The sequence below is a fragment of the Streptomyces sp. NPDC111744 genome, from assembly GCF_055634995.1.
On the sequence record NZ_JBVKCG010000006.1, the window covers coordinates 274,783 to 296,469 of the forward strand.

The 21,687-nt window shown below is 70.5% G+C and carries 22 protein-coding genes; 13 read left to right on the top strand and 9 right to left on the bottom strand.

The features are described 5' to 3' along the window. Positions 1–39 precede the first annotated feature (39 nt). Positions 40–555, bottom strand: coding sequence for an FMN-binding protein (locus ACZ7OO_RS16335; protein ID WP_471505283.1), 516 nt, complete (start codon positions 553–555; stop codon positions 40–42). A 10-nt stretch (positions 556–565) separates the two neighbouring features. Beyond that, positions 566–1,921 (bottom strand): ferredoxin reductase family protein, encoded by a 1,356-nt coding sequence (locus ACZ7OO_RS16340; RefSeq protein ID WP_471505285.1) that lies wholly within the window; start codon positions 1,919–1,921, stop codon positions 566–568. A gap of 151 nt (positions 1,922–2,072) precedes the next feature. Here ACZ7OO_RS16340 and ACZ7OO_RS16345 point away from each other — a divergent pair, with 151 nt between their 5' ends. Together ACZ7OO_RS16345 and ACZ7OO_RS16350 are read left to right on the top strand one after the other, a co-directional pair. Next, entirely contained in the window at positions 2,073–2,813 is a 741-nt protein-coding gene (locus tag ACZ7OO_RS16345; protein ID WP_471505560.1) for a response regulator transcription factor, read from the top strand. After that, positions 2,810–4,285, top strand: a complete 1,476-nt coding sequence (locus ACZ7OO_RS16350) for a sensor histidine kinase (RefSeq protein WP_471505286.1) — start codon at positions 2,810–2,812, stop codon at positions 4,283–4,285. The genes ACZ7OO_RS16345 and ACZ7OO_RS16350 overlap by 4 nt, the downstream gene beginning before the upstream one ends. Positions 4,286–4,321: 36 nt before the next feature. On the opposite strand, the gene ACZ7OO_RS16355 is transcribed toward ACZ7OO_RS16350, so the two are convergent. The 3 genes from ACZ7OO_RS16355 to ACZ7OO_RS16365 form a co-directional block, all read right to left on the bottom strand. Continuing rightward, positions 4,322–5,026 carry a L,D-transpeptidase family protein gene (locus ACZ7OO_RS16355; RefSeq protein WP_471505288.1) on the bottom strand — a complete coding sequence of 235 codons (705 nt, stop codon included), beginning with the start codon at positions 5,024–5,026 and terminating at the stop codon, positions 4,322–4,324. Between the two features lie 3 nt (positions 5,027–5,029). Continuing rightward, positions 5,030–5,617: a pyridoxamine 5'-phosphate oxidase family protein gene (locus ACZ7OO_RS16360; protein ID WP_471505289.1), complete on the bottom strand. Its 588-nt coding sequence runs from the start codon at positions 5,615–5,617 to the stop codon at positions 5,030–5,032. 142 nt (positions 5,618–5,759) lie between these two features. Next, positions 5,760–6,620 carry a hypothetical protein gene (locus ACZ7OO_RS16365; protein WP_471505291.1) on the bottom strand — a complete coding sequence of 287 codons (861 nt, stop codon included), beginning with the start codon at positions 6,618–6,620 and terminating at the stop codon, positions 5,760–5,762. A gap of 211 nt (positions 6,621–6,831) precedes the next feature. Here ACZ7OO_RS16365 and ACZ7OO_RS16370 point away from each other — a divergent pair, with 211 nt between their 5' ends. The 5 genes from ACZ7OO_RS16370 (at position 6,832) to ACZ7OO_RS16390 (ending at position 12,815) form a co-directional block, all read left to right on the top strand. Further along, complete coding sequence (locus tag ACZ7OO_RS16370; RefSeq protein WP_471505292.1) at positions 6,832–8,025, top strand: argininosuccinate synthase; 1,194 nt, start codon at positions 6,832–6,834, stop codon at positions 8,023–8,025. 78 nt (positions 8,026–8,103) lie between these two features. Next, positions 8,104–9,537 (top strand): argininosuccinate lyase, encoded by a 1,434-nt coding sequence (gene argH / locus ACZ7OO_RS16375; protein ID WP_471505293.1) that lies wholly within the window; start codon positions 8,104–8,106, stop codon positions 9,535–9,537. A gap of 140 nt (positions 9,538–9,677) precedes the next feature. Continuing rightward, entirely contained in the window at positions 9,678–10,652 is a 975-nt protein-coding gene (locus ACZ7OO_RS16380) for an aldo/keto reductase (RefSeq protein ID WP_471505295.1), read from the top strand. A gap of 85 nt (positions 10,653–10,737) precedes the next feature. Further along, the gene (locus tag ACZ7OO_RS16385) at positions 10,738–11,289 is read left to right on the top strand and encodes a TetR/AcrR family transcriptional regulator (protein WP_471505296.1); all 552 of its coding nucleotides are present in this window, start codon (positions 10,738–10,740) and stop codon (positions 11,287–11,289) included. Continuing rightward, a complete protein-coding gene (locus tag ACZ7OO_RS16390; protein ID WP_471505298.1) occupies positions 11,286–12,815 on the top strand; it encodes an MFS transporter in 1,530 nt (509 codons plus the stop codon). The genes ACZ7OO_RS16385 and ACZ7OO_RS16390 overlap by 4 nt, the downstream gene beginning before the upstream one ends. Before the next feature lie 4 nt (positions 12,816–12,819). On the opposite strand, the gene ACZ7OO_RS16395 is transcribed toward ACZ7OO_RS16390, so the two are convergent. After that, positions 12,820–14,454, bottom strand: a complete 1,635-nt coding sequence (locus ACZ7OO_RS16395; protein WP_471505300.1) for a multicopper oxidase family protein — start codon at positions 14,452–14,454, stop codon at positions 12,820–12,822. Between the two features lie 161 nt (positions 14,455–14,615). Next, entirely contained in the window at positions 14,616–15,287 is a 672-nt protein-coding gene (locus ACZ7OO_RS16400) for a lysophospholipid acyltransferase family protein (RefSeq protein ID WP_352219938.1), read from the bottom strand. 320 nt (positions 15,288–15,607) lie between these two features. Between ACZ7OO_RS16400 and ACZ7OO_RS16405 the strand changes: the two genes are divergently transcribed. From ACZ7OO_RS16405 to ACZ7OO_RS16415, 3 genes are all read left to right on the top strand, one after another. Beyond that, positions 15,608–16,792 (top strand): glycerophosphodiester phosphodiesterase, encoded by a 1,185-nt coding sequence (locus ACZ7OO_RS16405; RefSeq protein WP_471505301.1) that lies wholly within the window; start codon positions 15,608–15,610, stop codon positions 16,790–16,792. A gap of 73 nt (positions 16,793–16,865) precedes the next feature. Continuing rightward, the gene (locus ACZ7OO_RS16410) at positions 16,866–17,372 is read left to right on the top strand and encodes a sigma-70 family RNA polymerase sigma factor (RefSeq protein WP_471505303.1); all 507 of its coding nucleotides are present in this window, start codon (positions 16,866–16,868) and stop codon (positions 17,370–17,372) included. 44 nt (positions 17,373–17,416) lie between these two features. Continuing rightward, positions 17,417–17,914, top strand: coding sequence for a GNAT family N-acetyltransferase (locus tag ACZ7OO_RS16415; protein WP_352219935.1), 498 nt, complete (start codon positions 17,417–17,419; stop codon positions 17,912–17,914). Between the two features lie 114 nt (positions 17,915–18,028). Here ACZ7OO_RS16415 and ACZ7OO_RS16420 read toward each other — a convergent pair whose 3' ends face one another. Further along, entirely contained in the window at positions 18,029–18,469 is a 441-nt protein-coding gene (locus ACZ7OO_RS16420) for a hypothetical protein (RefSeq protein WP_471505305.1), read from the bottom strand. Further along, positions 18,450–18,809 (bottom strand): hypothetical protein, encoded by a 360-nt coding sequence (locus tag ACZ7OO_RS16425; RefSeq protein ID WP_365796554.1) that lies wholly within the window; start codon positions 18,807–18,809, stop codon positions 18,450–18,452. The genes ACZ7OO_RS16420 and ACZ7OO_RS16425 overlap by 20 nt, the downstream gene beginning before the upstream one ends. A 69-nt stretch (positions 18,810–18,878) precedes the next feature. Here ACZ7OO_RS16425 and ACZ7OO_RS16430 point away from each other — a divergent pair, with 69 nt between their 5' ends. The 3 genes from ACZ7OO_RS16430 (at position 18,879) to ACZ7OO_RS16440 (ending at position 21,612) form a co-directional block, all read left to right on the top strand. Continuing rightward, positions 18,879–19,535 carry an HAD family hydrolase gene (locus ACZ7OO_RS16430; RefSeq protein WP_471505307.1) on the top strand — a complete coding sequence of 219 codons (657 nt, stop codon included), beginning with the start codon at positions 18,879–18,881 and terminating at the stop codon, positions 19,533–19,535. Between the two features lie 320 nt (positions 19,536–19,855). Beyond that, a complete protein-coding gene (locus ACZ7OO_RS16435; RefSeq protein ID WP_471505309.1) occupies positions 19,856–20,890 on the top strand; it encodes a methionine ABC transporter ATP-binding protein in 1,035 nt (344 codons plus the stop codon). Next, a complete protein-coding gene (locus ACZ7OO_RS16440; protein ID WP_471505311.1) occupies positions 20,887–21,612 on the top strand; it encodes a methionine ABC transporter permease in 726 nt (241 codons plus the stop codon). Before ACZ7OO_RS16435 ends, ACZ7OO_RS16440 begins: the two co-directional genes overlap by 4 nt. Positions 21,613–21,687 lie beyond the last annotated feature (75 nt).

The window sequence follows — 21,687 nt, forward strand, 5'->3', positions numbered from 1 at the left end:
ACCCTTGGCCCACAGGTACGTGCCGCACAGCCCGAGTGTTCAGAGACCCGCGGAGTCCAGTGCCGACTGGAGCGACTGCTGGTAACCCTCGCTGGTGTAGGTGGCCCCGGAGACGGTGTCGATGCTCGCGCTCTGGGCCGCCAGCGCCTCGCTGCGCAGCTGCGGGAGGGCGTAGCTGTTGATCTCCTGGTCCCGGGGGTTGCCCTGCGGGTACTGGAGCGCCGCTACGTCGGTGATCTTGCCGCTCTTGACGGTCACCCGCACCTGGACGGGACCCCAGCGGGTCTGGACGGTGTCCCCGGTGACGGTCTTGGTAACCGTGCTGCCGCTCCCGCTGGTGCTGTCGTTCCCGCCGGTGCTGCCGCTCCCGCCGGTGCCGTTCGACGCCCGAGGCGCGGCGCTCGCGCTGCTCGACGGCGCCGGGGCCGCCGAGTCGGTGACCACGGTCGGGCTCGTGTGCGGCTTCAGTGCCAGCAGCAGCACCATCCCCGAGACGGTGGCGGCGCTCGCCAGCATGATGCGCCGCAGGGGCCGGTTCTTGTTCAGTGGGTGCACGGCAGGGGCCTCACAGCTCGAAGGACTCGTGGTGGATACGGCGGTCCGGCACCCCGGCGGCACGCAGCGCGCCGTACACCTCCTGGGCGAACCCGTGCGGACCGCAGATGTAGACGTCGTGCCCGGCGAGACCGGGGAAGGTCGCCCGCAGCGCCTCCGCCGTGAGGGCGGGGCGCTCGCCGTGCGGGCCGTTGAGGGCGTACCGCACCTCGGCGCCACGCCACCGAGCTATCGCCTCCAGCTCGCCGCCCAGCGCCAGGTCCTCGGCCGTACGCGCCCGGTAGAGCAGCGTGACCTCGCCGGGCAGCGTCTCGAAGAGCGCCCGCAGCGGGGTGACGCCGACACCGGCCGCGATCAGCAGGGTCCGGTGGCTGGTGGCCCGGTCGGCGGTGAGAGCGCCGTACGGGCCCTCCGCCCACACCCGGGTGCCGGGGCGCAGCAGCGACACGGCCGCACTGTGGTCGCCGAGTGCCTTGACGGTGATCCGCAGCAGGTCGCCGCGCGGCGGTGCCGAGAGCGAGTACGGCGTCGACGTCCAGCCCATGCGGTCGCCGCCGAGGAACCGCCAGCGGAAGAACTGCCCGGCCCGCGCCCCGATTTCGTCGATGCGCCGCCCGCGGATCACCACCGAGTACACGCCCGGCGCCTCCTGCTGCACGGTCTCCACCCGCAGCCGGTGCCGGAGATTGAGCCGCACGGGAGCCAGGATCCGGAACCACAGCACCAGGCCCGCGACCCCCAGGTACAGCGCGTACCAGAAGGCGGTGGGGACCGGCTTGCCGTTGAAGTCGTTGCCGAGTGCCAGCTGGTGGCCGAAGGCGAGGAAGACGGCCGCGTAGGTGAGGAGGTGGACGTAGTACCAGAACTCGTAGCTGGTACGACGGCGCATCGCCCGCACCGAGGTGACACCGACCGCGAAGAGGATCACCGTACCGGCGGTGGCCTTGAGCATCTCCGGATAGTCCAGGACGACGGTGAGCGTCTCGTGGACGAGCGAGGCATGGTCCTGGGCGGCGTACCCGCTGAGGATCAGTGCGATGTGCGCGACCAGCAGGCAGACCGTGTACCGGCCGGCCATCGCGTGCCAGCGGGCGACGCGGTCCGAGCCGACCCGGACCTCCAGCAACGGCACCCGGGCCATCAGGCCGACGAGCACCGCACAGGCGTACCCGCACAGCAGTCCGGCGATCCGCCCGGCCCCGGTCAGCCAGCCCGCCGCACCGACGACCGAGCCGCTGTCCGACCACCACAGCGCGAGCACGGCCACCGCCCCGGCCCACAGCACGGTGAGCACGGCAGTGGCGGGGGAGCGGCGCGTGGCCACGGGCACGGCCGGGGCCGTACGCCGTTCGTCCACGGTCGTCATGAGTCGCGTCCTTTCTCCGTTCCGTGCCGCCACTGTGCAGTCCGAACTTCTGAGCGACCTCTGAGCGGGCGCCTGCTGAGCCGACTCAGAGCAAACTCAGAGGACCAGGGGTCACCGCTCTCTCCCCGGAGGAGCGATGCTGGTAGACGCGATGAACACCACCCGCTCCGGCCGCCCCGCCCTCACCCGCCCCGACGGCACCCCGCTGCGGGTCCTCGTCGTCGACGACGACCCGGATCTCGCGGAGGTGCTCACCGGCGCCCTGCGCTACGAGGGCTGGGAGGTCCGCGAGGCGGGCGACGGCGAATCCGCCCTGGCCACGGCCCGTGAGCTGCGGCCGGACGCGGTGGTCCTGGACGTGATGCTGCCGGACACCGACGGCTTCGCCGTGCTCCGTTCGCTGCACCGGGTCAAGCCGGACGTCTGTGTGCTCTTTCTCACGGCCCGGGATGCCGTGGAGGACCGGATCGCCGGTATCACCGCGGGCGGCGACGACTACGTCACCAAGCCCTTCAGCCTGGAGGAGGTCGTCGCCCGGCTGCGCGGACTGCTGCGCCGCGCCGGAATGGCCCGTCAGCAGGACGAGGGCCCTCGCCTCACCGTCGGGGACCTGACCATGGACGAGGAGGCCCGAGAGGTGACCCGGGCCGGCGAACTGATCGAGCTCTCCCCGACCGAGTTCGAACTCCTCCGCTTCCTGATGCGCAACCCGCGCCGCGTCCTCAGCAAGGCGCAGATCCTGGACCGGGTGTGGTCGTACGACTTCGGCGGCCGCGCCCACGTCGTGGAGCTGTACATCTCCTACCTGCGCAAGAAGGTGGACGCGGGCCGAGAGCCCATGATCCACACGGTCCGCGGCGCGGGCTACGTCCTGAAGCCGGTGACCAGGTGAATCTCCTACGGCGGCGGCTACGGCGCCTCCGCGGGCCCCGCACCCTCCGCGCCCGCCTCACCGTCGGCCTGGTCGTCCTGCTCGCGGTGAGCTGCGCGGCCGTCGGCGTCGCGGCGGTGCTCGAGCTGGACGGCTTCCTCACCGGACGCCTGGACCAGCAGCTCCAGCAGACCGGCGTGAGCTTCCCGGAGTCGCTGGAGCACGGCAAGATCAAGCCGACCGACCACGACGGCGACGAGCACGGCGACACCCGGCGCCAGGCCGCCGGCACCTTCGGCGCGCGGCTCCTGAAGGGCCAGGTCACCAACGCGGCCTTGATCCCCTCCGGGAACAATCCGGACCTGACCGTCGGCCTCACGGCCCGCGACCGCGCCTCCCTCGCCGAGGTGCCCGCGAACGGCGGGGGCCACACGGTCCGGCTCTCCTCCATGGGCGACTACCGGCTCATGGCCTGGCCGGGCCGCGACGGGGACGTCCTGATCACCGGACTGCCCCTGGAGCCGGTGAAGGCCACCGTCCACCGACTGGAAGGGGTGGCGGCCGGCGTCTTCGGCCTGGCTCTCGCCGCGGCGGGAGTGGCCGGAGCCCTCTGGGTCCGCTGGTCCCTGCGCCCCCTGAGCCGGGTGGCGGCCACCGCCACCCGGGTCAGCGAACTGCCGCTCGCCAGCGGTGAGGTGGCCCTGCCACCCCGCGCCCCCGAAGCGGACCCCCGCAGCGAGGTCGGCCGGGTGGCCACGGCCTTCAACCGCATGCTTGGCCATGTCGAGGACGCGCTGACGAAACGCCACGCCAGCGAGGAACGCCTGCGCACCTTCGCGGCCGACGCCAGCCACGAGCTGCGCACCCCGGTCGCCTCGGTCCGCGGCCACGCGGAACTGGCGCTGCTCCACCCGGGCCCGCTCCCTCCCGAGATCACCCGGGCCCTGGAACGCATCGCCGCCGAGTCCTCCCGGATGGGCGAGATGGTCGACGACCTCCTCCTCCTGGCCCGCCTGGACGCGGGTCGCCCGCTGGAACGCCACCCGGTCGACCTCACCCGCCTGATCCTGGACGCGGTGACGGACGCCCGCGCCGCGGGCCCGGACCACCACTGGACCCTGGACCTCCCGGAGGAGCCGGTGACGGTGACGGGCGACACGCACCGCCTGCAACAGGTGTTGGCCAACTTGTTGGCCAACGCGCGTTTGCACACGCCTGTTGGTACGAAGGTGACGGTGACGCTGGAGGCGGACGGCCGGGCAGGGGTCCTTCAGGTCCACGACGGCGGTCCGGGCATCCCGGCAGACATCCAGCCGGGCGTCTTCGAACGCTTCACGAGAGCCGACCACCGCCGCCGCGCGGACGCCTCCGGCGGGGGAGCGGGCCTGGGCCTGTCGATCGTGGCGGCGGTGGTGGAGGCCCACGGGGGGACCGTCACCTTGGAAAGCGCCCCGGGATCGACGACGTTCATGGTCGGACTTCCGCTCGGGTGACCCAGCAGGGGTGGCTCCTGCGGCGCTTCTGTGAAGTCAGTACCGGGTGATCGCCGTGTCCCCGCCGGTGGTCCCGATGGCGATGTGCGGTGCCCGGGCCGGATCCGCCCACCGCAGAATCTCCCGCATCGCGTCCACCGGCACCGACACACACCCGGCCGTGGCGCCCTGTCCGTTGACATGGAGAAAGATCCCGGCACCCCGTCCCCGCACAGGACGCTCGTAGTTGAACCCGATCACCAGCGCATAACCGTACTGCGTCCGGTACGACGACAACCGCTCCGACTCGGCGGCCCGGCAGTCGCTCGGCAACGGCTCGACCCAACGGTTGTAGGAGGTCGAGTCGTTGTCCTGGCACCACCATGAATTCGCCGTCACCGCCCGGTACTCGACGGCAGTCCCGGTCGGTGCCGGCTGGAGGCCGAACCCGAACGGAAGGTCGTACAACCCCGTCGGGGTGGTGTTCGTGCTCTGCTGCCGCGCGGTTCCCTCGACCAGTCCCTTCGCGCCGAACCGCGCGGCGGCCGACCCGACCCGCACCCACTGCCCGTCTCGGCGCTCCCACCAGGTCAAAGTCCCCGATGTCGAGTTCGGTGCGGACGCCTCGGCGGTGATCAGCTGGCTGCCGCCACCCGTGTCGGCCAGCCGCGCGGGCAGCGGTGCGGTGTCCCCGCCGCCCGGTGCCGCGCCGAGCAGCAGCAGGGACGCGGAGACAAGGGTGACGGCGACGCCTGGACGCATGGCTCAGACGGTAGACGGCGGCAGCGGCAACGGCAGCCCGGGTAGGCCATCCAGGCTCACCGCGATGTGGTCCTTCTTCTCGAAGTACGCGCTCAGCGAGGCGTCGTCCTCGCGCGCGAAGCGCCTGCCGTGCAGGTCGCGGTCGGTGTCGTACGCCATGTAGGGGACCGCGTAACCGCAGGTGTCCCGGACGAGTTCGGCGTGCACGACGATGATCGCGCGCAGGCCGTGCGGGGTGGGGTCGATGCCGGGGAAACGGGTCAGCAGTTCTCCGAACCGCGGGTCGTCGCGGAAGACCGGCTCGCCGCGGCCGTGCACCCGCACGATGTTCGGCGGGCCCTGGAACGCGCACCACATCAGGGTGATGCGGCCGTTCTCCCGCAGATGGGCGATGGTCTCGGCGTTGGAGCCGGCGAAGTCCAGGTAGGCCACGGTGTGTTCGTCGAGCACCGCGAAGGAGCCCTTGAGGCCCTTGGGGGAGAGGTTGACCGTGCCGTCGCCCGCGAGCGGTGCGGTGGCGGTGAAGAACACGGGCTGTTCCTCGATGAACGTGCGGAGTCTGCCGTCGATGCGCTCATAGGTCTTTCCCATACCAGGGAATTATCGGCGCGTTTACTTCGCGCGTCTAAGCAATTCCGGCATCCGGACGGCCCCGGGGTCCCCAGGCCTCCGGACACCACTGTGGCCGCCCCGGCCGGCGCTGTACACGGGGCGGCCACAGCTGCCTGTCACGTCACTTGGTGAGCGTGCAGGCGGCCAGGGAGTCCAGGCCGGTCGGCTTGGTCGACGTGCGGCCGATGGCGATCGCGATCCGGTCGATGGTCGACTTCCGCTTGTCGGTCAGGGGGCCGAGAATCGCGTTCTGCACGAAGTTCGGGCCGCCCTGGCCGACCGTGGTCTGGAGACGCTTGTTGGCTTCGTCGATCTGAGTCTGGAGCAGGGTGAGGTTCCGGTCGACCTCCGCCTGCGCGGAGGCGGGGATCGCGGGCAGCCGCGAGGCGACGTCGGGGCAGGTGATCGTGCCCACCGCGGAGCTGCTCGTGCCTGTGCCGCCGGTCGACTGTTGCTGGGTGGCTGCCGCGCTCGGCGTGGCCGAGGCCGTGCCCGTCGCCGTGCCGCTGCCCGTGTTCGTGCCGGTCCCGTTCGCGTTCAGGGTGCACGGCGCCAGCGCGTCCAGGCCGGTCGGCTTGGCGGCCGTACGGCCGATCGCCGTCGCGATGCGGTTGATGGTCGCCACGCGCTTGTCCTTGAGGGGACCGAGGATCGCGTTGTTCACGAAGTTAGGCCCGCCCTGGCCCACCGTGTCGACCAGCCGCTTGTCGGCCTCCTGGATCTGCGTCTGGAGGAGCGTGAGGTTGCGGTCGACCTCGGCCTGCGCGGAGGCCGGGATCGCGGGCAGCTGCGAGGCGACGTCCGGGCAGGTGATCGTCCCGGGCGAGGCGGCGAGGGTGCGTGCGTTGCTGGTGCCGCTGCTCTTGTCGGGCGTCCCGGCGAGGGCCGAGTCGGCGATGACCGCACCGGACAGCGCCACGGCGGCGGCACCGCCGATGAGCGCGACGCGACGCTTGTTGTACTTCGGAAGAGCCCTGGACATGCGGATGCCTCACTTGGGTCGGAGGTGGCTTTACAGACGCGGCGCCGGCGTTCAGGCATGGGTACGAGAAAGCGGTTTCGTTTGTTCAAACCTCTTTCGCGAATCTCTGACACCGCCCGGAAGGCATCCGTGAGCGGAGCGGGCCCGATTGACGAATCATGCAGAGCTCTGCATACTCATGCATAGTAGTGGATTAGCTGAGGAGGGACCCATGACCGAGCGCGTCGTACTCGCCTACTCGGGCGGGCTGGACACCTCCGTGGCCATCGGCTGGATCGCCGAGAAGACGGGCGCCGAGGTCATCGCCGTCGCGGTGGACGTCGGCCAGGGCGGCGAGGACCTGGACGTCATCCGCAAGCGCGCCCTCGCGTGCGGTGCGGTCGAGGCCGAGGTCGCCGACGCCAGGGACGAGTTCGCCGAGGAGTACTGCCTCCCGGCGATCAAGGCCAACGCCCTCTACATGGACCGCTACCCGCTGGTCTCCGCCCTCTCCCGGCCGGCGATCGTCAAGCACCTGGTCGCCGCGGCCCGCAGGCACGGCGCCACGACGGTCGCCCACGGCTGCACCGGCAAGGGCAACGACCAGGTCCGCTTCGAGGCCGGCATCGTCGCCCTCGCCCCCGACCTGACCTGCATCGCCCCGGTCCGCGACTACGCGATGACCCGCGACAAGGCCATCGCCTTCTGCGAGGCGAAGCACCTCCCGATCGCGACCACCAAGAAGTCCCCGTACTCCATCGACCAGAACGTCTTCGGCCGCGCCGTCGAGACCGGCTTCCTGGAAGACATCTGGAACGGCCCGATCGAGGATGTCTACGAGTACACCCAGAACCCCGCCACCCCGCGCGAGGCCGACGAGGTGGTCGTCACCTTCGATCAGGGTGCCCCGGTCGCGATCGACGGCAGGCCCGTCACCGTGCTCCAGGCGATCCAGGAACTCAACCAGCGCGCGGGTGCCCAGGGCGTCGGCCGGATCGACCTGGTCGAGGACCGGCTGGTCGGCATCAAGTCCCGCGAGGTGTACGAGGCCCCGGGCGCCATCGCGCTGATCACCGCCCACCAGGAACTGGAGAACGTCACCGTCGAGCGCGAACTCGCCCGCTACAAGCGGCAGGTGGAGCAGCGCTGGGGCGAACTCGTCTACGACGGCCAGTGGTTCTCCCCGCTCAAGCGCGCCCTGGACGGCTTCGTCGACGAGGCGAGCCGGCATGTCACCGGCGATGTCCGCATGACCCTGCACGGCGGTCGCGCGGTGGTCACCGGCCGCCGCTCCGACTCCTCCCTCTACGACTTCAACCTCGCCACCTACGACACCGGCGACACCTTCGACCAGGCCGCGGCCAAGGGCTTCATCGACATCTACGGTCTGTCGTCCAAAATCGCGGCCAAGCGCGACCTGGCCTAAGCAGTAGCGTGACAACCGCCTCCTCACCCGCAGGTGGGGAGGCGGCGCCACATCCCTATCTCTCTAGGAGCAACGCAAGTGAGCAGCAACAGCGGTGACGTACGGCTCTGGGGCGGCCGTTTCGCCGACGGTCCCGCCGAGGCCCTGGCGAAGCTGTCCGCGTCCGTCCACTTCGACTGGCGGCTCGCGCCCTACGACATCGCCGGTTCGCGTGCCCACGCGCGCGTGCTGCACAAGGCGAGCCTGCTCACCGAGGACGAACTCCAGCGCATGATCGCCGGCCTCGACCGGCTGGAGGCCGATGTCGCCGACGGCTCCTTCGTGGGCACCATCGCCGACGAGGACGTCCACACGGCTCTGGAGCGCGGCCTCCTGGAGCGTCTCGGCCCCGACCTCGGCGGCAAGCTCCGCGCGGGCCGCTCCCGCAACGACCAGGTCGCGACCCTGTTCCGGATGTACCTCCGGGATCACGCCCGTGTGATCGGCGGCCTGATCGCCGACCTCCAGGACGCCCTGATCGGCCTCGCGGAAGCCCACCCGGACGTGGCCATGCCCGGCCGCACCCACCTCCAGCACGCCCAGCCGGTCCTCTTCGCCCACCATGTCCTGGCCCACGTCCAGTCCCTGTCCCGGGACGCGGAGCGGCTGCGCCAGTGGGACGACCGCACGGCCGTCTCCCCGTATGGCTCCGGCGCCCTGGCCGGCTCCTCGCTCGGCCTGGACCCGGAGGCGGTGGCCGCGGACCTCGGCTTCGAGCACGGCAGCGTCGGCAACTCGATCGACGGCACGGCCTCCCGTGACTTCGTCGCCGAGTTCGCCTTCATCACCGCGATGATCGGAGTGAACCTCTCCCGGATCGCCGAGGAGATCATCATCTGGAACACGAAGGAGTTCTCCTTCGTGACCCTGCACGACGCGTTCTCCACGGGCTCGTCGATCATGCCCCAGAAGAAGAACCCGGACATCGCGGAGCTGGCGCGCGGCAAGTCGGGCCGGCTCATCGGCAATCTCACCGGGCTCCTCGCCACTCTCAAGGCCCTCCCCCTCGCCTACAACCGCGACCTCCAGGAGGACAAGGAGCCGGTCTTCGACTCCTGCGACCAGCTGGAGGTCCTGCTCCCCGCCTTCACCGGCATGATGGCCACCCTCACCGTCAACCGCGAGCGCATGGAGGAACTGGCCCCGGCCGGCTTCTCCCTCGCCACGGACATCGCGGAGTGGCTGGTCAAGCAGGGCGTCCCGTTCCGCGTGGCCCACGAGGTGGCCGGCGAGTGCGTCAAGGCGGCGGAGGCCGAGGGCAAGGAACTGGACGAGCTGACGGACGAACAGTTCGTGAAGATCTCCGCCCACCTGACGCCGGAGGTGCGGTCGGTCCTGAACGTCCCGGGCGCGCTGGCTTCCCGCAACGGCCGGGGTGGCACGGCACCGAGCGCGGTGGCGACCCAGCTGGCGGAGGTCAAGGCGGACGTGGCGGCCCAGCACTCCTGGGCAACGGCCCGGCAGCACGCCTGAAGGGGCGCGGGGAACTGCGCGACAAGCCACGACGCGTCCGCGCCCGCCAACACACCGCACCGCGCGAGTTCTGAGGCGAAGGTCATCGCGGGTTACGTTGGTCGGAAGCCGTACCGGAGCCGACCGAAACGGAGCCCGCGATGCCCTTCGCCCGCCTCGCGACCGCGACCACGCCGACCTGCCACATCGGCCTCGGCCTCGCCGCGGTCGGCCGCCCCGGCTACATCAACCTCGGTCGCGAAGAGGACCTCGGAGAGGACCGCAGCGTCGCCGCCCTCCGCACCCGCACGCAGGAACTCCTCGACGCCGCCTACGCCCAGGGCGTCCGCTACTTCGACGTGGCCCGCTCGTACGGCCGCTCCGAGGAGTTCCTCGCCGACTGGCTGAACGCCCGCCCCGACGCCGCCGCCGAGGTGGTCGTCGGCAGCAAATGGGGCTACACCTACACCGCCGGCTGGTCGGCGGACGCCGAGACGCACGAGGTCAAGGACCACACCGTCCAGACGTACGACCGCCAGCGCGCCGAGACCGCCGAACTCCTCGGCGACCACCTCGACCTCTACCAGATCCACTCGGTGACCCCGGACAGCCCGGCCCTCACCGACAAGGAGTTGCACGCCCGCCTCGCGGAAGCCGCGTCCACCGGCCTCACCATCGGCTTCTCCACGAGCGGCCCCGCCCAGGCCGACGCCGTCCGCGCCGCCCTCGCCGTGACGGTCGACGGCGAGCCCCTCTTCCGTACCGTCCAGTCGACGTACAACGCGCTGGAGACCTCGGCCGGCCGCGCCCTCGCCGAGGCGCACGACGCCGGACTGACGGTGATCGTGAAGGAGGGCATGGCAAACGGCCGGCTGGCCGGCCCGCACGCTCCCGACGCGCTGCGGGCGGTGGCCGAGGAGACCGGCCTCGGTTGTGACGCCGTCGCTCTCGCGGTCGTACTGCGACAGCCCTGGGCCGGAGTCGTCCTCTCCGGCGCGGCGACGCTCACCCAGCTCGCCTCGAACCTCCACGCGGCCGCGGTCGATCTCGACGAGGACCAACTGACCCGCCTCGCTGCCCTGATCGAGGAGCCCCAGGCGTACTGGGAGCGGCGCGGCAGCCTGCCCTGGCACTGACGCGAAACCATCTCCGACCTGCCTCTTGTGAGTCGCACATGCCCAGAATGAGACAAGCATGTCTCACATGGGCTACCCTTGTCTCATGGCCCTCGATCGTGAGCAGGTGCTGCGCAGCGCAGCCGCCCTGCTGACCCGCAAATCCACCGCGACCATGGACGAGGTCGCCAAGGCCGCCGGGATCAGCCGGGCCACCCTGCACCGGCACTTCGCGGGGCGGGACGCGCTCGTCCGCGCTCTGGAGGCGCTAGGCATCGAGGAGTGCGACGCGGCCCTGGACGCGGCCCGGCTCGACGAGGGCCCGGCGGCCGACGCCGTCCACCGCCTGGTCCGCGAGATCGAACCGGCCGCCGGCCTTTTGGCCTTCCTCTACACCGAGAACCAGCTGTTCGAGGGCGGGCAGCAGAACCCGGGCTGGACCCGGATCGACGACCGCATCGCGGCCCTCTTCCGGCGCGGCCAGCAGAGCGGCGAGTTCCGTATCGATCTCACGCCCGCCTGGCTCACCGAGGCGCTGTTCGGCCTGCTGGCCTCCGCCGCCTGGGCGGTGTCGGAGGGCAGGGTCGCCCCCAAGGACTTCACCCACATGATCGTCGAGCTGTTGCTCGGCGGCGCGCGACGAAGAGAGGAATCATGACCAGCACCCTGCAGCCGGCCTTCGCGAGGGAGACGGACAGGCGTCCGGGCCGCTGGCTCGCGCTCGCCGTCCTCGTACTGGCCGTGCTGCTGGTGGCCGTGGACGCGACCGTCCTCGGCCTCGCGACCCCCTACATCAGCGAAGACCTCAAACCCTCCGGCACCCAGCTGCTGTGGATCGGTGACGTCTACTCGTTCGTCATCGCCGGACTGCTGGTCTCCATGGGCAGCCTCGGCGACCGTATCGGCCGCAAGCGGATCCTGCTCGGCGGCGCCACCGCGTTCGGCGCGATTTCCGTCCTGAACGCGTACGCGACCACCCCTGGGACGATGATCGCGGCCCGCGCCCTGCTGGGCGTCGCCGGCGCGACCCTGATGCCCGCCACCCTCGCCCTGATCCGCAACCTCTTCCACGACCCGCGTGAGCGCAGCCTCGCCGTCGGCATCTGGGGCGCCACCGCCTCCGCCGGTACGGCCATCGGCCCCATCGTGGGCGGCTTCCTGCTCGAACACTTCTGGTGGGGCTCGGTCTTCCTCATCAACCTGCCGGTGATGGTGGTCCTGGTCCTCGTCGGCATCAGGACGCTCCCCGAGTCCCGTAACCCCGACCCCGGCCCCTGGGACCTGACCAGTGTCGTCCTGTCGCTGGTCGGCATGATCGCGGTCGTGTACGCGGTGAAGGAGGCCGCGACCCACGGCGTCACCGGAGTCACCGCGGCCGCCGCCCTCCTCGGCGCCGCGGCCCTCTACGGCTTCGTCCGCCGCCAACTCACCATGCCCAAGCCCCTGCTGGACATGCGGCTGTTCCGCGGACGCGGCTTCAGCGGAGCGGTCCTCGCCGACCTGCTGACCGTACTCGGCATGTCTGGCCTGGTGTTCTTCCTCTCCCAGTATCTGCAATTGGTCCAGGGCAGGCATCCGTTCGAGGCGGGCCTGGCCGAACTCCCCGCCGCCGTGGGCGCGGTGGCGGCGGGCCTGGTGGCCGGCCGGGCGGCCCGCCGCTACTCGGTACGGGCGGTGGTCTCCGGCGGCCTGGCGGCCGTCGGCGTGGCCCTCGCGGCCCTGACCACGCTCGCGCAGTCCACCGGCTACCCGATCCTCGGCGCGGCCCTTCTGGTGGTCGGCGTCGGCGCCGGCTTCTCCTTCACGGTCACTGCGGACGTCATCCTCTCCAGCGTCCCCAAGGACCAGGCAGGCGCCGCCTCGGCGGTCTCCGAGACGGCGTACGAACTGGGCGCGGCCCTGGGCATCGCCCTGCTCGGCTCGATCGTGATGGGCGTCTACCGGGGCTTCCCGGCCCCGGCGGGCACCCCGGCCGCCGCCCACGAATCCCTGGGCGCGGCGGTGCAGGCCTCGACGGCCATGCCTCCCCACTCGGCGACCGAGATGCTGACGGCGGCCCGGAACTCCTTCGTCCACGGCCTGCACCTGGCCTCGGGCGCGGGCGCCGTGGTCCTGCTGGCGACGGCAGTGGTGGCCTGGTTCCTGCTGAAGGGGCAGGAACTGGAGAGCGCCACGCAGGCGTGACGCCTCACTTCTTGTAACCGAGCACCGTCATCATCCCGCTCTCCGAGTGGTACTGGTTGTGGCAGTGCAGCATCCACAGCCCGGGATTGTCTGCGTCGAAGTCGAGCACCAGCTTGCGGTGCGGCAGCACGATCGTCGTGTCCTTCCGGGCCCCCGCCGAGTTCAGCCCGGTGACCGAGAACGTGTGCCCGTGCAGATGCATCGGATGCCACATGTCGGTCGCGTTGATGAGGGTCAGCCGCACCCGCTCACCGGCCCGCACCGCATGCCGCTGCCGCACGTCGTACGGCTTGTGGTCGAACCCCCAGTCGTACTTCTGCATCGTGCCCGTGATCCTGATCCGCAGGTCGCGGTCGGGCACCCGGTCGTCCATGGCGACGGACTCGGCCGGCAGCAGACGGCGCGCCGGCACGACCTCGCGGTCCAGCTCGTTCGGGCGGACGTCCGGCGCCGGAAGGTTCCTTCCCTTGTCCGTACGGAGGACCGCGAGCGCCTTGCCCTTCTTGCCCTCGGCGAGTGCGACCAGGGGGAAGACGCCGTCCTTGGCGGTGATGAGAACGTCGTACCGCTCGGCCATGCCGACGAGCAGGGCGTCGGTCCGCTTGTGCTGCACGGGGTAGCCGTCGGTGTGGGTGACGGTCATGGCGTGGTCGCCGAGCGCGACCCGGAAGGCCGTCTCGGAGCCCGCGTTGATGATGCGGATCCGGACACGGTCGCCGGGGCGGCAGCGGAAGACGGAGGGGTCGGTGCGCAGCCGCCCGTTGGCCAGGTAGTGGGGGTAGGCGACGTTGCCGCCCTCGCCGTGCAGCATGCGGCTGTGGGAGTCGCGCAGCACCCGGTCGGGGCCCGTTTGCTTCCTGGACCTGGAGGGTGTCGCGGACGCGCTCGCCGACCCGTGCGGGCTCGGGCTGCCGTGGCCGGGGCCCATGCCCATCCCCATGTGCATGGCCATGGAGCCGCCCGGCTTGAGCTGGTCGAGCACCTTGTCGGGGGTGGAGCCCTCGATGCCGTCGACCCAGTCGTCCAGGACGACGATCCACTCCTTGTCGTAGGCGAGGGGCTCCTTCGGGTCGTCGACGACGAACGGCGCGTACAGGGCGCGGTCGGGCTGCATGTCGACGTGTGAATGGAACAGATACGTGCCCGGGTGGGCGGCGACGAAGCGGTAGACGAAGTCCGTCCCCGGCGCGATGGCGGGCTGGGTCAGGTCGGGAACGCCGTCCATGTCGCAGCGCAGCCGCACCCCGTGGGCGTGCAGCGTGGTCTTCTCGGTCAGCCGGTTGCTGAGGGTCAGGCTCAGGACGTCACCGGCGGTGACCCGCACCAGCGGCCCCGGGACCGACTCGTTGTACGCCCAGCTGTGCACCGACTGTCCGCCCAGGTCCAGCAGGCTCTCGGCAGCCGTGAACGTGACCATGCGGACGGGGCCGGAGCCACGCTTCCGCTCGGTCGCGAGCACCTCTGGATCCGACGGGTTGACAAACCCCTTGGGCCCCTGCGGGACGAACGCCGCCGTCCGGGCCGCCTGCTGCGGGCCGGACCGGGAGGGGGAGTCCGAGTCGGAACAAGCGGCCAGGAGTCCCGCACCGGCGGCAGCGAACGGAGCAAGGAGCAGGGTACGCCGAGAAGGTTTCTGCATGTCTGAATAAGACATGCTGTGTGCTCATATGGCCGGTAAATGCGCAGGAATAACCGAAGTGTCGGGCCAGATTCCACCGCCAGGCGGACGTCACGGATGTCAGGCGAACGGCAGACAGACGGGCACGGACCCCCGGTCCGTGCCCGTCCGCCGAAAGAGTGTCAGGCGGCCTTCGCCTTGGTCGCGTACATGTCCACGTACTCCTGCCCGGAGAGCCGCATGACCTCGGCCATCACCGAGTCGGTCACGGCCCGCAGCACATAGCGGTCCCGGTCCATCCCCTCGTACCGGGAGAACTCCATGGCCTCGCCGAAGCGGACGGTCACCTTGCCGGGCCGCGGGATGCCCGCGCCGCCCGGCTGCAGCTTGTCCGTGCCGATCATCGCGAACGGCACCACCGGCGCGCCGGTCATCAGCGTCAGCCGGGCGATGCCGGTACGGCCCCGGTACAGCCGGCCGTCGGGGGAGCGGGTGCCCTCCGGGTAGATCCCGAAGATCTTGCCCTCGTCCAGAACCCGCTTGCCGGTCATCAGTGCGGCGACACCGCCGCTCGCGCCGTCCCGGTCCACCGGGATCATGCCGACGCCGGTGAAGAACCAGGCCATCAGCCGGCCCTTGAAGCCCTTCCCGGTGACGTACTCGTCCTTGCCGATGAAGAACACTTGCCGCTTGCTCACCAGCGGCAGGATCATCGAGTCGATGAACGTCAGGTGGTTCCCGGCGAGGATGACCGGACCGTCTCCGGGGATGTGCTCCACGCCCTCCACCTGGAGGCGGAACATCAGGCGCATGATCGGTCCGAGCGCTGCCTTGATGAACGCGAAGCGGGACAACGGGTCCTCCGACGTCGAGGGGGCGGTATGAGTCTGTGCAGGTGAGGACATTACTCGCGGCTCTGTGGGGAGCGCACATCGAGCACCGTCGGTTCACCGAGGTCTTACGCACTGTTGACGTTGGTTTACCTGCGGTGCCGCCCAGGAGACAGCTCGCGACACGCCGCCACGATGTGACGGAAGTCGCCGACAGACCGTCATGAGTCGCCGTTCATCAGCCATACGGCGTCACCCGGCCGTTGGGGCGGCGGTCTCCCGTCGGTCACGTCCGCAGCCCTACGATCAGCCGGCATCGAAGGGCGAAGGTCAGGAGAGCGCTCATGAACGCGAACGACTCGGACGAGCGGACACAGGTGAACGGTATGACCGGACGGCGGGCGCTGCTCGGTGCCGCGGTGCTCGGCGCCGGCGGAGCGGTCCTCGGCCTGCCCGGCGCCGCCAGAGCGGCCGAGGCGAGGCAGTCCGGCCACGGCAACGGCGGCCTGAAGAGCCTGCCCAAGCCGACGATCATCGGCCACCGGGGCGCCAGCGGCTACCGCCCGGAGCACACCTTCGGCTCCTACAACCTGGCCCTCGACCTCGGCGCCGACGTCGTCGAGGCCGGCGACCTGTGCCCCACCAAGGACGGCTACCTGGTCTGCCGTCATGAGCCCGAGATCGGCGGCACCACGGACGTCGCCGACCACAGGGAGTTCGCCGACCGCAAGACCACCAAGGTCCTGGACGGCACCCCCACCACCGGCTGGTTCACCGAGGACTTCACGCTCGCCGAACTGAAGACGCTGCGCGCGATCGAGCGCATCCCGGCCAACCGCCCGCACAACACGCTCTACAACGGCCGCTGGGAGATCCCCACCTTCGAGGAAGTCCTCAAGTGGCAGGACGAGCAGACCCGCAAGCGCGGCAAGCAGGTCTGGATATACCCCGAGACCAAGCACCCCACCTACTTCCGCAAGCTGGGCCTCGGACTTGAGGAGCGGGTCGCCAAGCTGCTGCGCAAGTACGGCAAGGACAAGCGGAACTCGCCGGTCATCCTGCAGTCCTTCGAGCCGACCAGCATCCAGCGCCTGAACACGCTGGTCGACAACCCGCTGGTCGTCCTGCTCTCCGCCGCGAACACCCGGCCCTACGACTTCGTCGCGACCGGCGACCCGCGCACCGTCGCCGACCTGATCACGCCGAAGGGCCTGCGGGAGATCGCCGGCTACGCGCAGGGCATCGGCCCGACCGTGGACCTGATCATCCCGAAGGACGCGAACGGCAACTTCACCACGCCGAGCACGCTGGTCGCGGACGCGCACAAGGTGGGACTGATCCTGCACCCCTACACCATGCGCAACGAGAACCCCTTCCTGCCGCCGGCCTACCGCAAGGGCAGCGACGTCACCGCGTACGGCGATGTCTTCCCCGTCTTCCAGACGTACTTCGAGACCGGCATCGACGGAGTCTTCTCGGACAACGCCGACACCGCGATCCTGGCCCGCGACGCCTTCGTCAACGGCTGAGCCCCCGCACCCCGTTCGGGGTGTCTGCGGCCGCCCCGGCAACCTGCCCCGGGGCGGCCGCGTCGTTCCGCATATGACGCACGACCTGGTTGCCGCCCTGGGCCCCCTGCTCACCGCCGAGGCCTCTGCCGAGGCATATGCCTGCGGAAGTGATCCCGGCGACCTGGAACAGACCGTCTGGCTCCGCCTGCTGGAGCGGCTGGAGACCCACGGCCCGCCACGGGCCCCCGAGGACTGGCTGCGCAGAGCCGTCCGGGCCGAGTCCCGCCGCACCCGTCGTACGACACGGCATGAACGCCCCTACGGCACCGAACCCACCGACCACACCACCCCCACCCCCGAACAGCGCGCCGTCACCACCGCCCACCACCGCGCCCTGCGCGAGGCGGTCGCCCGCCTCCCCGGCCGCTGCCCCCGCCTCCTCCAGGCCCTGCTCTCCCCGAAGGACCTGACATACCGTGAGATCGCGGGGGAGTTGGGTATCTCACAGGGCAGTCTGGGACCGGAACGTTCCAGATGTCTGGGATGTCTGCGCCGATTGTTGACGTCGGAGGTTGCGTCCCGCGAAGCGCGGGGATAGGAGTGAGAACGACAGGCGATCAGGTGAGCGGGAGGCGTGCGCACATGGGCATGAGCGTGACCATCTCGGTGGCGACCGAGCAGGACGCAGAGCAGATCTTCAGGCTCCAGTACCTGTGCTTCCAGAGCGAGGCAGCGCTGTACGGCAACTACCGCATCGACCCGCTCGTCCAGAGCCTCGACTCGGTCCGCCAGGAGGTCGCCTCCGACTGCGTCTTCGTCGCCCGCCTCGGCGAGGAGGTCGTCGGCTCGGTCCGCGGCTCGGTCACCGAGGACGGCGCCGCCGCCATCGGCAAGCTCTGCGTCCACCCCCGCCTCCAGGGCCACGGCATCGGCGCGAGGCTGCTGCGCGCGGCGGAGGCGGCGCTGGAAGGAGAACGCGGAGCCAAGAAGTTCCGCCTGTTCACCGGCCACAGGAGCGAGGGCAACCTGCGCCTGTACCGCCGGGTCGGCTACGAGACGGTAGGCACGTCAAAGGGCCAGGATGGCGTACCCATGATCGTCCTGGAAAAGCCGGCCAGCACGTACGCGACAACGGCCTAGCTTCTCAACGCCCCGAACCGGAGCGCCCCGAAAGGGGCGCGGGGCTGTGTTCGATATGCGGCTACCGCCGCGCGGGCGCGACCAGCCACAACGGTCCGCAGTCGCCCATGTCGCTCAGCCCTCCTGCTGCTTGGGCGCCTTCCGCAACCAGTACAACGCGGAAACCGGCAACAGCACAGGAATGAACACGTACCCCATCCCGTAGTCCGACCACACGGTCGCGTCCGGGAACGCAGAAGGGTCGACGAGGGTCCAGGTACCCACGATCAACACCCCGGCGAGCTCGGCGGCACAGCACACCTGTGCCGCCTTGCGCGCGGCCTCGCCGCCCCGCACCAGCGTGTACGTGATGAACCCGTACACCACCCCCGCGACCGCCGACAGCGAGTACGCGAGCGGCGCCCGGTCGAACCCGGTCGCGATCTGGTACACGGATCGCGACACCGCCCCGACGACCATCACGCCGTAGAACCACACGAGAAGCGTGCCCGGCCCACTGGTGAGCCGCTTCGGCCTCTGCTCCACGGTCGTCATCTCACCCTCCCCAGATGTCATAGAGCCGCACCTCCAGCACGGCCAGCACCACACCGCCCGCGGCGACGGTCACGGAACCCCACCGGGTCCGTTCGGCGAGCGACATGAACCCCGCGGCAGGGACGCACGCGAACGCCCCCAGCAGATAGGCCACGAAGATCGTCGTACCCTGCGCCGGTTTGTCGCCCCGCGCCAGCAGCACGATCCCGGCCACCAGCTGGATCACCGCCAGCACCGACACCACGGCCATCCCGATGAAGTGCCAGTCCTTCGTCGGCTGGTCCCGGTACGCGGCCCAGCCGCACCACGCGGCGAGCAGCAGCGCGGCGACTCCGGTCACCAGCAGCAGGGCATTGAGCATGCGGTGACCTTATTACGGCCGAAAAGGCCCGCCGTCGTCGCCCCTGCCGTACGCCGTAGGGTCGGGACCATGACGCTCCGGACGATCCACGCACAAGCCCTGCTCTTCGACAACGACGGCACCCTGGTCTCCTCCCTCGCCTCCGTGGACCGCTGCTGGACCCGCTGGGCCGTCGAGTACGGCGTCACCGAGGACTTCGCCCGCGTCGAACTGCACGGCCGCCCCGCCGCCGAGATCGTCGCCGACCTGCTCCCCGCCCACCTCGTCCCGGAGGCGGTCGCCCGGGTCGAGCAGCTGGAGGTGGAGGACGTCCCCAACGGCGGTGTCCAGCTGCTCCCCGGCACCGCCGTCCTGCTCGACTCCCTCCCCGCCGACCGCTGGGCCGTCGTCACCTCCGCCACCCGCCGGCTCGCCGAGGCCCGCCTGGACGCGGTCGGGATACGACCGAAGATGCTGATAGCCGCGGACGACATCACCCGCGGCAAGCCCGACCCCGAGCCCTACCTCCTCGCCGCCCGCAGGCTGGGCGTCGACCCGGCCGGCTGCGTGGTCTTCGAGGACGCCCCGGCCGGTCTCCAGGCGGGCCGCGCCGCCGGGATGACCACCGTGGCGTTGACCACAACCCACCAGGCGCACGAGCTGGACGCCGACCTCGTGGTGCAGGACCTCTCGGCCCTGTCGGCGCTGGTCACCGACCACGTCGTCGAGATCTCGACGCGCGGCTGACGGGCGTCCGCCGCTGTCCAGCATGCGGACGGCGGCGGCCTGTCAGGACCGTCCGTCTGGTTTACTGATCGCATGACCACGACGAGCGACCGCACCCCTGCGACCGAGGCGACCATGACGCCCGGTGCTCGTTGTATGTGTCGAATGTGCGCCTTCTAGAGGGCCCCCGCACCACCCCAGAGCCTCGCGCCCCGAAGCGAGCCGCCGCCGTGGCCTGTCCGTACGCCCTGAGCCGTATGTGACCCGGCTGCCCCGCGCACGTTTTCCCTCCCGTACCAGGGCACACCCACGCCCGCGTACTCAACAGTGATGGAATCCCAGTGATCACCACAACGGGCCTGACCAAGGTCTACCGCTCCCGCGGCCGCGAGATCACCGCCCTCGACGGCGTCGATCTGCATGTCCGCGAGGGCGAGGTGTACGGCGTCATCGGCCAGTCCGGCGCCGGCAAGTCCTCGCTCATCCGCTGCGTCAACCTCCTGGAGCGTCCCACCGCCGGCACCGTGACGGTCGGCGGCCAGGACCTCACCGCCCTCGCCGGACGCGGCCCCCGGGCCGGCAAGGAGCTGCGGCAGGCACGCAGCCGTATCGGCATGGTCTTCCAGCACTTCAACCTGCTCTCCTCCCGGACCGTCCAGGACAATGTCGAGCTGCCGCTCGAAATCCTCGGCACGTCGGGGAATGAACGTTCCCGCAAGGCGCTGGAGCTGCTGGACCTCGTCGGTCTCGGCGACAAGGCGAAGGCCTACCCGGCCCAGCTCTCCGGCGGTCAGAAGCAGCGTGTCGGTATCGCCCGCGCACTCGCCGGCGACCCCAAGGTGCTGCTCTCCGACGAGGCCACCAGCGCCCTCGACCCGGAGACCACCCGCTCCATCCTCCAGTTGCTGCGCGACCTGAACCGGCAGCTGGGCCTGACCGTCCTGCTCATCACGCACGAGATGGACGTGGTGAAGTCGATCTGCGACTCGGCCGCCCTCATGGAGAAGGGACGCATCGTCGAGTCCGGGACCGTCAGTGAGCTGCTCGGCACCCCCGGGTCCGAACTGGCCGCCGCACTCTTCCCGGTGGGCGGCGAGGCCTCCGGCGACGACCGCACGGTCCTCGACGTCACCTTCCACGGCGAGGCCGCCACCCAGCCGGTCATCTCCCAGCTCTCCCGCACCTACAACATCGACATATCGATCCTCGGCGCCGCCATCGACACCGTCGGCGGCCTTCAGATCGGCCGGATGCGCATCGAACTGCCCGGCCGCTACGAGGACAACGTGGTGCCCATCGGCTTCCTGCGCGAACAGGGCCTGCAGATCGACGTGGTGGGCCAGGAGCCCGCGCTGGTGAAGGAAGGTGCCAAGTGAGCTGGTCCGAGATGCAGCCGCTGCTGTCCCAGGCGTGTTGGGACACCCTCTACATGGTGGGCTGGTCCACGCTGATCGCCGTCGTCGGCGGACTCCCGCTCGGCGTCCTGCTCGTCCTCACCGACCGCGGCGGACTGCTCCAGAACGTGCTGGCCAACAAGGTCATCGGGCAGATAGTGAACGTCGCCCGCTCGATGCCGTTCATCATCCTCATGGTCGCGCTGATGAACTTCACACGCTCGATCACCGGGACGACCATCGGCCGCGAGGCCGCCATCGTGCCGCTCGCCATCGGTGCCATCCCGTTCTTCGCGCGTCTGGTCGAGACGGCTGTCCGCGAAGTGGACGGCGGCCTCGTGGAGGCCGTGCAGTCGATGGGCGGCAACACCTGGACCGTCGTACGGAAGGTCCTCGTACCGGAGTCGCTGCCCTCGCTGATCTCCTCCACCACGACCACGATCGTCGCGCTCATCGGCTACTCGGCCATGGCCGGCACGGTGGGCGCCGGCGGGCTCGGCGACATCGCCATCCGGTACGGCTACCAGCGCTTCGAGACCGAGCTGATGTGGATCACCGTGGGGATCCTCGCCGTCGTCATCTCGCTCATCCAGTTCGCCGGCGACCACACGGCCCGCTCGCTGCACCGGCGCGGCGGACAGTCCGGCCCGGCGCCGAAGCTGCGGCTGCTGAAGGCCTCGACGGCCACCAGCAAGACCGTCTGAGCCGCCCGCACCCCCCACAGATTTCCCCGCACCACCCACCGCGGGGTCGCTCCACCCTTAAGGAAAGGCACTTTT

Coding starts and splice junctions, on each gene's coding strand:
- ACZ7OO_RS16340 (WP_471505285.1), bottom strand. CDS start 1,921: ATGACGACCGTGGACGAACGGCGTACGGCCCCGGCCGTGCCCGTGGCC.
- ACZ7OO_RS16345 (WP_471505560.1), top strand. CDS start 2,073: ATGAACACCACCCGCTCCGGCCGCCCCGCCCTCACCCGCCCCGACGGC.
- ACZ7OO_RS16390 (WP_471505298.1), top strand. CDS start 11,286: ATGACCAGCACCCTGCAGCCGGCCTTCGCGAGGGAGACGGACAGGCGT.
- ACZ7OO_RS16385 (WP_471505296.1), top strand. CDS start 10,738: ATGGCCCTCGATCGTGAGCAGGTGCTGCGCAGCGCAGCCGCCCTGCTG.
- ACZ7OO_RS16370 (WP_471505292.1), top strand. CDS start 6,832: ATGACCGAGCGCGTCGTACTCGCCTACTCGGGCGGGCTGGACACCTCC.
- ACZ7OO_RS16380 (WP_471505295.1), top strand. CDS start 9,678: ATGCCCTTCGCCCGCCTCGCGACCGCGACCACGCCGACCTGCCACATC.
- ACZ7OO_RS16410 (WP_471505303.1), top strand. CDS start 16,866: ATGACGCACGACCTGGTTGCCGCCCTGGGCCCCCTGCTCACCGCCGAG.
- ACZ7OO_RS16430 (WP_471505307.1), top strand. CDS start 18,879: ATGACGCTCCGGACGATCCACGCACAAGCCCTGCTCTTCGACAACGAC.
- ACZ7OO_RS16360 (WP_471505289.1), bottom strand. CDS start 5,617: ATGGGAAAGACCTATGAGCGCATCGACGGCAGACTCCGCACGTTCATC.
- ACZ7OO_RS16420 (WP_471505305.1), bottom strand. CDS start 18,469: ATGACATCTGGGGAGGGTGAGATGACGACCGTGGAGCAGAGGCCGAAG.
- ACZ7OO_RS16415 (WP_352219935.1), top strand. CDS start 17,417: ATGGGCATGAGCGTGACCATCTCGGTGGCGACCGAGCAGGACGCAGAG.
- ACZ7OO_RS16365 (WP_471505291.1), bottom strand. CDS start 6,620: ATGTCCAGGGCTCTTCCGAAGTACAACAAGCGTCGCGTCGCGCTCATC.
- ACZ7OO_RS16355 (WP_471505288.1), bottom strand. CDS start 5,026: ATGCGTCCAGGCGTCGCCGTCACCCTTGTCTCCGCGTCCCTGCTGCTG.
- ACZ7OO_RS16395 (WP_471505300.1), bottom strand. CDS start 14,454: ATGCAGAAACCTTCTCGGCGTACCCTGCTCCTTGCTCCGTTCGCTGCC.
- ACZ7OO_RS16425 (WP_365796554.1), bottom strand. CDS start 18,809: ATGCTCAATGCCCTGCTGCTGGTGACCGGAGTCGCCGCGCTGCTGCTC.
- ACZ7OO_RS16405 (WP_471505301.1), top strand. CDS start 15,608: ATGAACGCGAACGACTCGGACGAGCGGACACAGGTGAACGGTATGACC.